A 10,409-nucleotide genomic window follows, 5' to 3' on the forward strand; every position below is an offset into this window, starting at 1 on the left:
TTTTAATCTGTGGCAGTAAAAAAATAATCAGTGAAAATTTGTGGAATTTGTGATTTTAGAAAAAAAATCATTTTAATCTGTGAAATCTGTGGCAAAAAAAATTAGCGAAAATTAGTGGAATTCGTGGCGAAAAAACTTTTAAACCTTTTAGCAACATGAAAAAAAACACAATAAAAAAACTTCTTTTAATAATGGCAATTGCGATCGGATTTTCCGCGAAAGCGCAACAACCAGATCCACCGGGACAAGTAAAAGGAAATGAAAAACCTAAAAACGAAGCTTATCTTTTTGCGCATATGACGCATAACGATTACGGCAGATTATACTATTCAGTTAGTTTGGACGGACTTCATTGGGAAAATCTGAATAACGGAAAACGAGTTTTTGAAGAGTATAAAGGTCATCCCGACATCTGCAAAGGTCCTGATGGAAAATATTATATCGCAGGAAATACTGGTGACGATGCAAAAGCTATCAATATTTGGGTTTCGGATGATTTGATTACATGGAAAAAACATTCCGATTATACGCCAGATTTAAAAAGCACGCCGGATTATTCAAACGCTTTACAGCGAATTGGGGCTCCAAAATTATATTATGACGAACCTTCTCAAAAGTTCATCATGACTTGGCATACGCCTCATTTGGAAGGAACAAAAGAAGACGGAGAGCGCTATTGGGCAAGTCAGCGAACATTGTACGTTTTGTCTAAAGATTTAAAAACATTTGAAGGAACTCCAAAACGTTTATTTGATTGGGATATGGGAACGATTGATGTTTTTATTCGTAAAGTCGGCGATTCCTACTATGCCGTGATTAAAGACGAAACGTATCCAACTTTGTATTGGACAACCGGAAAAACCATCCGAATTGCCAAATCAAAAAATCTTTTAGGACCTTATTCTTTGCCCCAGCAATCTATCAGTCCAAACTTTAGAGAAGCGCCAATGTTGATTCCTTCTCCGGATGACAAAATTTGGTACATGTATTACGAACAATATCCAGGTGTTTCGTACGGATTATCAATTGCTGATAACTTAAACGGGCCTTGGTTTCAAGCCTCAGGCTACACTTTTTTCTCCGATTGGGACAAATACAGTCTCCCAGAAAAAGTGCGTCACGGCTGCATGATTACAATCTCTAAAAAAGAATACGACAGTTTGGTGAAGAAATTTGGCCTTACGAAGAAGTTATGAGTTATGAGTTATGAGTTATGAGTTATGAGTTTGGCTCATTACTTATCAAGTGAATAAATATTACTCTGAAGTTAATTTATAATTCATAATTCATAACTCAAAAAAATGGTTAGTTAAGTTAGTTTAGTTCAGTAATTATCGGGCTTATGTGGAGATGAGCCCGGTAATTCATTTTGATTCAGAAGAAAATCATGGCATTCGTTGAATGTCTAAAAATATAGAACATGAAAAGAAAAAGCATCCTTTTTTTAGCCTTGTTATCCATGTTTGTTGTAAATGCGCAATGGAAACCGCAAGGAGATAAAATAAAGACCAAATGGGCAGAGCAGGTCGATCCGAAGAAAACTTTACCCGAATATCCCCGTCCGATTATGGAGCGCGGTCAATGGAAAAATCTGAATGGTTTGTGGAATTATAGCATTCAAGAATTTGGAAAAGCCGCTCCTTCAAAATATGACGGGCAGATTCTGGTTCCGTTTGCGGCCGAATCGAGTTTGTCTGGAGTGATGAAAGAAGTTGGTGCTAAAAATGAACTTTGGTACGAAACCCAATTTTCGATTGAATCGGGCTGGAATGGAAAAAATATCCTTTTGCATTTTGGTGCTGTCGATTGGAAAACAGAAGTTTTTGTGAACGACGTAAAAGTCGGTTCGCATACGGGAGGCTATACGCCATTTTCGTTTGATATTACGTCATTCATTCAAAAAGGAAAAAATCAGAAACTGGTTGTAAAAGTTTGGGATCCGTCAAACGATGGGCCTCAGCCAAGAGGAAAACAAGTTAAAAATCCAGAAGGAATTTGGTACACGCCAGTTACCGGAATCTGGCAGACGGTTTGGATTGAGCCTGTAAATGCTAAAAACATTGTAGCATTAAAAACAACTCCAAATATTGATCAAAATGCAATAAGCATAAAAGCTGAGGTAAATGGAGCAGAAAAAGGAGATGTAGTAGAAATTTCTGTTTTCGACAACGGAAAAGAAATCGCTAAAGAAAAAGCGGTTGTGGGCGAAAGCAACGATATTGTTTTGAATAATCCGAAATTATGGTCGCCTGAAAGCCCGTTTTTATATCAGACTAAAATTCGCTTAATCAGCAAAAACAAAGTAGTTGATGAGGTGAAAAGCTATTTTGCGATGCGTAAGATTTCATCTAAACGCGATGAAAACGGAATCATGAGAATGCAACTGAACAACAAAGATTATTTCCAATTCGGACCATTAGACCAAGGCTGGTGGCCAGACGGATTGTATACTGCGCCAACCGATGAGGCTTTAAAATATGATATTGTTAAAACTAAAGAGCTAGGTTTTAATATGATTCGTAAGCATGTAAAAGTCGAACCAGAGCGTTGGTACACACATTGCGATCAATTAGGAATTTTGGTTTGGCAGGATATGCCAAGCGGAGACGATCAGCCAGTTTGGCAAAATAGAAAGTATTTTGAAGGAACAGAATTACAGCGCTCGCCAAAATCGGAAGAAATCTATAGAAAAGAGTGGAGAGAGATTATGGATCATTTGTATTCGTATCCAAGTATTGTGGTTTGGGTTCCGTTTAACGAAGCCTGGGGACAATTTAAAACCGTTGAGATTACAGAGTGGACTAAAAACCACGACTCAACCCGTTTGATTAATTCTGCTAGCGGTGGAAATCACTTTCAAACAGGAGATATTTTGGATTTGCATAATTATCCAGGTCCAGATATGTATTTGTACGATGCAAGAAGAGTTACAGTGCTTGGAGAATACGGCGGAATCGGACTTCCGTTAGAAGGACATCTTTGGAGGGCAAATGATAACTGGGGTTACATTAAATTTAAAAATGCGAGTGAAGTTACCGCCGAATACATAAAGTACGCGGAAATGCTTCGAAAATACGTAAAAACGGGATTCTCAGCTGCGGTCTACACTCAAACAACCGATGTTGAAGGCGAAGTGAACGGTTTTATGACCTACGACAGAAAAGTGGACAAAATGGATTTTAAAGCGGTAAATAAGATTAATACGGAGGTTATCAATGCTTTGAATTAGAGTTAAATTTATTTCTCCCGCAGATTTGGCAGATTACGCTGATAAAAAAAATCTCCAAAATCTGCGAAATCTGCGAGAGAAAACTCAAAGACTAACAAAAAACTAAAAATGAAAAAATATCTAATCCTTCTGCTTCTTACCACAATAAGTTTTGCACAGCAGAAAACATTTACTAATCCAATTCTGCCAGCGGGAGCAGATCCTTACAGTACGTATTACAAAGGCTATTATTACTATACCAATACGCTTGGGAATAAATTGGTTTTATGGAAAACAAAAGACCTTTCAGATATTAAAAATGCAGAAAGCAAAGTCATTTGGGCGCCACCCAAAAACACCAATTATTCAGCAGAAATCTGGGCGCCGGAATTTCATATCATAAATGGAAAATGGTATTGCTATTTCGCTGCAGATAATGGCGATAACAACAATCACAGGATGTATGTTTTGGAAAATAAATCTTCAGATCCGTTTAAAGGGAAATTTGAGTTTAAAGGCAAAATCGCTGCACAAACCGATAAATGGGCAATTGATGGAAATGTTTTTGAATATAAAAAACAGCTATACATGATTTGGGCAGGTTGGGAAGCAGACAAAAACGGACAGCAGAACATTTACATTGCCAAAATGAAAAATCCGCTTGAAATTGACGGTGACCGTGTTATGATTTCTGCGCCAACAAACGATTGGGAGACACATGGCGCTTTGCATGATGATGTAAATCCGCCACAGGTAAATGTGAATGAAGGACCGCAGTTTTTAGAGAGAAACGGTAAAATTTTTATTGTGTTTTCTGCCAGCGGATGTTGGACCGATTTCTATGCTTTAGGATTGTTAACCTTTAACGGCACAGATAATTTGCTAGATGTAAATGCTTGGAAAAAATCCCTAGAACCCATTTTCAAACAATCACAAAAGAATAAAGTTTATGCGCCTGGACATAATTCATTCTTTAAATCTCCTGATGGAAAAGAAGATTGGATTTTATACCACGCCAATTCAAATCCTGGCGAGGGTTGTGGGAATAAAAGATCGCCAAGAATGCAGAGAATTGATTGGGATGCCAATGGATTTCCAGTTTTAGGCGAGCCAGTTAGTGAAGGAGTGCCATTGGCTATTCCGTCAAAATAAAAAAATAATCGGAGGATAAGATTGCTTCGTTCCTCGCAATGACATAAAAAATGAAAAATATTCAAATTGCTGCAGTTTTGTTGCTTGTGCTTTTTCAATTGAATTGTAAAGACAGCAAAAAAGAAAATACAATTTCAAAAGATAAGTCTGAAATAGCTTCAGATTCTATAAAAACGGTTTTAGAAACTAAAAATTTTGACACTATCATTGATGGTAAAAAAGTCAGTTTGTATTGGATCGAGAATAAAGATATAAAAGCTGCTTTTACCAATTATGGCGGACGATTGATAGGTTTGTGGGTTAAAGATAAAAATGGAAAATCGACCGATGTCGTGGTCGGAATGAATAGCATAAAAGGCTATAAAAACTCAACAGAACCTTACTTTGGCGCTACAATTGGAAGAGTTGGCAACAGAGTTGCATTAGGCAAGTTTACGCTTGAAGGAAAGCAATATCAGATTCCGTTAAACAATGGGAAAAATGCTTTACACGGTGGTGTAAAAGGGTTTCAAGATGTTGTTTGGAATGCTGAAAAGACAAATGAAAAGACTTTGGTCTTTACCTATGTTTCGCCAGATGGAGAACAAGGTTTTCCAGGGAATGTAAATGTAAAAGTAACTTATTCTATTACAGATGATAATGCAGTTAGAATGGAATATGAAGCAACTACAGATAAAACTACAATTGTAAATCTTACTAATCATGCTTTTTTTAATTTGAATGGGGAAGGAAGCGGTACGATTTTAAATCACGAATTGCAGATTTATGGAGAAAAATTTATACCAGTTGACGAAGGCTTGATTCCGACCGGCGAATTTAAATCAGTTAAAAATACGTCGTTTGATTTTACGTCAAAACATACAATTGGTGAAAGAATCGAAAATAAAGATGAACAGCTGAAATTTGGAAAAGGATATGACCACAATTATGTGTTGAATGATGAAAAAAGAGATGGTTTTATTCATGCGGCAACGATAAAAGGAGATGTTTCAGGTATTGCTTTAGATATTTATACAGAAGAACCTGGACTACAGTTTTATAGCGGAAACTTCATGCAAAGTCAAAATACCTTTAAATCAGGTGTTAAAGACGATTTTAGGACTGCTTTTGCCTTAGAAACACAGCATTTTCCAGATGCCCCAAATCAGCCAAAATTCCCTCAAATAACATTAAAAGCAGGAGAGAAGTATCATACCGTTTCTTTGTATCAATTTTCGGTTGAAAAGTGATGAGTTTTGAGTTCAAAATTAGGAAGTAGGAAAACGTTTTGAAAGAGAATTTTTTTCTTTTTTTTTCGAAATTAGAAGATTCTTTTTTGTGTAAAATGACTGATTTTTATTAAAATTTCTGCTATAGAATTTTTCTATGGTAATAGTTTAACTATTTGATTTTTAGTTTTTAAATGTAATTAATTAAATAAAAAGTTTAATAATGAAAATAAAAAAATATTTTAGCCTATTAAGTCTACTTTGTGTCTTTATTTGCTGTTCTCAAGAGAAAGAAACGGCTAAAAAATCGGCTTCAAAAGCCAAACCAATCTTGCTCGCAGATCCAACTATTTTTTATGAAAATGGAGTGTATTATCTGTACGGAACAACGACAGGAGATTTTCGTAACGGAGAAGGTTTTCAGGTGTACACTTCTTCCGATTTAAAAAAATGGGATGGTCCATCTGGAGCACAAAATGGTTTAGCTTTAAAAAAAGGAGATGCTTACGGAACGAAAGGTTTTTGGGCGCCACAGGTTTTCAAACACAACAATAAGTTTTACATGATTTATACTGCCGATGAAAATATTGCTATGGCAATCAGCGATAGTCCGCTTGGACCATTTAAGAACGATTCTAAGGCTTCAATGTTTAATTCCGGTCATCAGATCGATCCTTTCTTTTTTGTTGATCAGAATGGCAAAAAATACCTTTATCACGTGCGTTTGACTGACGGCAACCGAATTTTTGTAGCAGAACTGAAAGATGATTTGTCCGCAATTAAAGAAGAAACGCTTAAAGAATGTATTTCTGGCGTTCTTCCTTGGGAAAATACGCAGAATGTTTCTTGGCCAGTTACAGAAGGGCCAACGGTCTTAAAACATAATGATTTGTATTATCTGATCTATTCTGCCAACGATTTTAGAAATCCCGATTATGCAGTAGGCTATGCAACTGCTAAGAGTCCACTTGGACCTTGGGAAAAAGCGACAGATAGCCCAATCATTAGTAAAAAAGATGTTGGAATTAATGGAGTTGGCCACGGTGATGTTTTCTATGATAAAAACGGAAAAATGAAATATGTGATGCATACTCACTTCAGCAATAGCGGAGTTTCGCCACGAAAAGCGGCAATTATTGATATTGATTTTGAAGGAACTAAAATCAAAGCAAATGCTAAAAGTTTTGTTTTACTGCAAGAATAAAAGCTTTGTGATTTTTAGAATTGATAACGTGAAAAGAGATGCTTCGGTGTCTCTTTTTTTTGTTTTTTTTAAAGTAAAAGCCGTGAAGTAATTAATAGAGATATAATTTAAAACGTTGCTTATTTCGCTTCAGATTCGTACATTGTTCCAAAATACAAATCATGACTAAAAAAATAGAAGACTTAATTCCGCATCGTGCTCCATTTCTTTTTGTTGATGAAATTATTTCTTATACAACAGATACAATCATTGGTTTAAAGACGTTTACAGAAAAAGATGCCTGGCTTCAAGGCAGTTTTACGGACTTTAATTTTGTTCCTGGAACGATTTTAATTGAGGCGATGGCGCAGTGTGGAGGTGCAGGGATAAAGCTTTTAGGAATCGCAGATGGCGTTTTTGGCTTGGTGAGTTTAGATAATGTTGAGTTTTTTGGAGGTGTTGAATTCAATAAACTCGTTAAATTTGTGGTAAAAAACATTCGTACGAGCGAAAAAATCATAAAACAATCGGGCGAAGCTTTTGATGAAGATAAATTGATTATGAAAGGCGAGTGGATGTGTGTGAAGCTGCAGTGATTAGAATAAAGAAGCAAGAATAAAGAATAAAGAATAAAGAATAAAGAGAAAAGAAGTGAGAAGCAAGAAGCAAGAGAAAAAGACTTGATGCTTGCTAGAATAAAGATATTAGAAAAAAGAAGCGTCCTGAGAGTATTTCTTGGGACGCTTTTTTTACATTTTTGTAATGATGAATTCACTTCTGCGATTGACTTGATGCTGTGCTTCTGTGCAAGGAATTCCGTTTGAACAATTGTTGAGCAGCTGGGTTTCTCCATAGCCAATTGCGCTTTCAATTCTTTCGGGAGCGACTCCTTGAGAAATAAGGTAATCTCTTGTAGCTTTTGCTCTTCGGTCAGACAATTCTAGATTGTATTGATCGTTGGCGCGCGAGTCGGTATGCGATTCAATTCTGATTACAACAGTATTATACTGATACATTAAGAGAACTACTTTATTTAATTCTATTTCAGCATCATAGCGAATGTCTGATTTGTCTAAATCAAAGTATATGATTCCGATTTTTATTTTTAAAAGACCATTTTCGCGAACAATTAGGGCAGGATCTAAACCGACTAAAGCTTCGGTTTTTCCTGAACTGTTTGCCGTTACAATTGCTTTAGTATTATTGTTATAATTCTCTTTTGATACTTCGATAGTATACGACGTATTGCAATTTACATTGTTGTTAAAATCGTATTTTCCGTCGAGTTGAGAAACTGTTTCAGCCACTTTTATTCCGTTGGCATTTTTTAACGTGACCATTGCACCAGCGATTCTGTTGTTTGAAATGGCATCGAAAACATAACCGCCTATTGCCTGATTGCACGATCTTTCAAAAGAATAAATATCATCATCTCCTTTTCCTGTTTTTCTGTTAGAACATACAAAACCTTTATTGGTTGATTCGTTAACGATATAGCCGAAATCGTCTCTATTGCTGTTTAATGGTGCTCCGAGATTGGCTGGAGCATCAAAAACGCCATCATTTATTCGACTTTCAAATACGTCTAAACCTCCTAAGCCCAAAAATCCATCAGAAGAAAAATATAGCGCCTGATCGGTAATATATAGGAACATTTCTCGTCCTGTTGTATTTATTTTTTCTCCTAAATTCTTTGGTTGAGAGAATTGATTGTTGCCCAAAATATCCACTACAAAAATATCTGTTGAGCCAATCGTTCCTGGCATATCTGAAACAAAATAGAGTTTTTTGCCATCTTTGCTTACCGACGGATGTCCAACAGAATAGTCGTCACTATTAAAAGGCAGCTCCTGAATATCTTTCCAAGAAACTGTGCCATTACTATTTTCTGATGCCGTAGCAGAAAAGATTTTGAGATTATTGATGCCTTTGCTGTCACGCTTTAGTTTTCCGTTGTAATTATTTCGGGTGAAATAAATCGTTTTTTCATCAGGAGAAAAAGCGATGCAGGCTTCGTGATATTTTGTAGTGATATCTTTTCCGAAACGTTCTTTAAAAGTAACATTTGACTGCGTTTCGCTGATTTTTCCTAATTGCATATTAAGAAAAGGCTGATCATTCCATCCATATTTTTCAGTTTTATAATACGAGGAGTCAATTGTGGTAGAGTAAACCAAATCTCCTTTATAGAACATCGGACCAAAATCAGAATAAGCAGAATTAATGTCTAGGTTTTCAAGTATAAAAGAAGGCTTTATATTTTCAATGTCTTCTAGAGTCACATTTTTAAGTGAAAAGTTCTTAGCTCTTGGATCTGTTGATTTTTGCTTTTCAGCAAAGGCTTTCATCCATTTTTTTGCCAATTCGTAATTTTGAATCCCTTGCAATGACTGCGCATACCGAAATAGATATTCGGCTGAAACTTCGTTAGGATAGTCTGCAATTAGTTTTCCGTACCATTTTGATGCGCTTGACATTTTGGTATTAAAATAATAAGCATCTCCAAGCCGCTGAAGTATTTCTTTAGAAGCATCTCCGTTATTAATGGAAAGCTCATATGATTTTGCCGCTTCAACGTAATACATCTTATCAAAAAGTGCGTCGGCAGCCTTGTTTTTGGTTTGTGAATAAATCAGCTGTATAACCAATAATGCGAGTATAGTAATTGTTCTTTTCATAGACTATCCGTATTAAAAGAATCTTGGTGATTTTAATCCTTTTTTGCGCGAAACCAGTTCGAAACGAAGCATGATTTCGTGTGTGCCACTGTTGTAATTCTGCAGAGCGGTTGTGGTGTAATCATAGGCATAACCAGCCATAATCATTGGCGTAATCTGGATTCCGACCAAACCGCTTACAGAGTCTGAAGTGCGATAAGAAGCTCCCAGCGTTATTGCATTGTTGAACATGAAATTTGCTGAAAAATCGGCAATAATTGGTGCGCCAGCAACGTATTTTACCAGTACAGCGGGTTTAAATTTGGTATGTGCCGAAAGATCAAAAACAATACCTCCAATAAGATATACGTGTATTCTCTGATTGACTAGATCATCGCTGATATCATCGTAGGTATAGCGTTCACGTGTCATGAAATTCGGAATCGAAAGCCCGATATAATCTCTTTCTCCATGCCAGTATAGTCCAGCACCTACAACAGGCAAAAATTTATTGGTAATGTTTTCTCGAAATTGGGAATCAGGGTCTTTGTGGCTTCCTTTAGACCAGTCAATATTAATAACACGCCCGCCGCCTTTTAATCCGAATGAGAGCTTATGTGTTTCGCCAGATTTGATGGTATATGAGAAATTGGCATCTAAATATTGTTCTTCTGTTGGTCCGATTTCTTCATTTATAATTGAGATTCCAAGACCGACATTTTTTCCGAGTGGAGTGTCTAATGAAAAACTTTGAGTATCTGGAGCGCCTTCAATACCAACCCACTGCGTTCTTAAAAGACCAGTTACGGTTAAATGTCCAAGAGATCCGGCATAAGCTGAGTTTACGGTCATTGTGTTATACATATATTGCGTGTATTGCGGGTCCTGTTGTGCAAAGGCTCCATATACCGAGAATAGAGTAATTATCGCGAAAACCTTTTTCATATTTTTAATCATAGCCAATTCTATTTTGGTTAATCCTATTCTTAAACTTTTCATTT

The 10,409-nt window shown here is 36.3% G+C and carries 8 protein-coding genes; 6 read left to right on the top strand and 2 right to left on the bottom strand.

The window, feature by feature from the left end; genetic code table 11:
• Positions 1 to 155: 155 nt before the first annotated feature.
• The 6 genes from FF52_RS04470 (at position 156) to FF52_RS04495 (ending at position 7,347) form a co-directional block, all read left to right on the top strand.
• Positions 156 to 1,196, top strand: coding sequence for a glycoside hydrolase family 43 protein (locus FF52_RS04470; protein WP_008463341.1), 1,041 nt, complete (start codon positions 156 to 158; stop codon positions 1,194 to 1,196).
• A 224-nt stretch (positions 1,197 to 1,420) separates the two neighbouring features.
• Entirely contained in the window at positions 1,421 to 3,229 is a 1,809-nt protein-coding gene (locus tag FF52_RS04475; RefSeq protein ID WP_008463343.1) for a glycoside hydrolase family 2 protein, read from the top strand.
• A 108-nt stretch (positions 3,230 to 3,337) separates the two neighbouring features.
• Positions 3,338 to 4,360, top strand: a complete 1,023-nt coding sequence (locus FF52_RS04480) for a family 43 glycosylhydrolase (RefSeq protein WP_008463344.1) — start codon at positions 3,338 to 3,340, stop codon at positions 4,358 to 4,360.
• Between the two features lie 50 nt (positions 4,361 to 4,410).
• Positions 4,411 to 5,589, top strand: a complete 1,179-nt coding sequence (locus tag FF52_RS04485) for an aldose epimerase family protein (RefSeq protein WP_008463346.1) — start codon at positions 4,411 to 4,413, stop codon at positions 5,587 to 5,589.
• Positions 5,590 to 5,791: 202 nt separating this feature from the next.
• Positions 5,792 to 6,772 (top strand): glycoside hydrolase family 43 protein, encoded by a 981-nt coding sequence (locus FF52_RS04490; RefSeq protein WP_008463348.1) that lies wholly within the window; start codon positions 5,792 to 5,794, stop codon positions 6,770 to 6,772.
• Positions 6,773 to 6,933: 161 nt separating this feature from the next.
• Entirely contained in the window at positions 6,934 to 7,347 is a 414-nt protein-coding gene (locus FF52_RS04495; RefSeq protein WP_008463349.1) for a 3-hydroxyacyl-ACP dehydratase FabZ family protein, read from the top strand.
• Between the two features lie 153 nt (positions 7,348 to 7,500).
• On the opposite strand, the gene FF52_RS04500 is transcribed toward FF52_RS04495, so the two are convergent.
• Positions 7,501 to 9,429, bottom strand: coding sequence for an OmpA family protein (locus FF52_RS04500; RefSeq protein WP_008463351.1), 1,929 nt, complete (start codon positions 9,427 to 9,429; stop codon positions 7,501 to 7,503).
• 12 nt (positions 9,430 to 9,441) lie between these two features.
• Positions 9,442 to 10,407, bottom strand: coding sequence for a type IX secretion system membrane protein PorP/SprF (locus tag FF52_RS04505; RefSeq protein ID WP_008463353.1), 966 nt, complete (start codon positions 10,405 to 10,407; stop codon positions 9,442 to 9,444).
• Between the last annotated feature and the right edge of the window lie 2 nt (positions 10,408 to 10,409).

This window comes from Flavobacterium sp. F52, assembly GCF_000278705.1.
GTDB lineage: Bacteria > Bacteroidota > Bacteroidia > Flavobacteriales > Flavobacteriaceae > Flavobacterium > Flavobacterium anhuiense.

What these genes read in the sequence shown, in the direction of transcription:
- FF52_RS04470 (WP_008463341.1), top strand. Translation starts at nt 156, where the DNA reads ATGAAAAAAAACACAATAAAAAAACTTCTTTTAATAATGGCAATTGCG.
- FF52_RS04475 (WP_008463343.1), top strand. Translation starts at nt 1,421, where the DNA reads ATGAAAAGAAAAAGCATCCTTTTTTTAGCCTTGTTATCCATGTTTGTT.
- FF52_RS04480 (WP_008463344.1), top strand. Translation starts at nt 3,338, where the DNA reads ATGAAAAAATATCTAATCCTTCTGCTTCTTACCACAATAAGTTTTGCA.
- FF52_RS04485 (WP_008463346.1), top strand. Translation starts at nt 4,411, where the DNA reads ATGAAAAATATTCAAATTGCTGCAGTTTTGTTGCTTGTGCTTTTTCAA.
- FF52_RS04490 (WP_008463348.1), top strand. Translation starts at nt 5,792, where the DNA reads ATGAAAATAAAAAAATATTTTAGCCTATTAAGTCTACTTTGTGTCTTT.
- FF52_RS04495 (WP_008463349.1), top strand. Translation starts at nt 6,934, where the DNA reads ATGACTAAAAAAATAGAAGACTTAATTCCGCATCGTGCTCCATTTCTT.
- FF52_RS04500 (WP_008463351.1), bottom strand. Translation starts at nt 9,429, where the DNA reads ATGAAAAGAACAATTACTATACTCGCATTATTGGTTATACAGCTGATT.
- FF52_RS04505 (WP_008463353.1), bottom strand. Translation starts at nt 10,407, where the DNA reads ATGAAAAGTTTAAGAATAGGATTAACCAAAATAGAATTGGCTATGATT.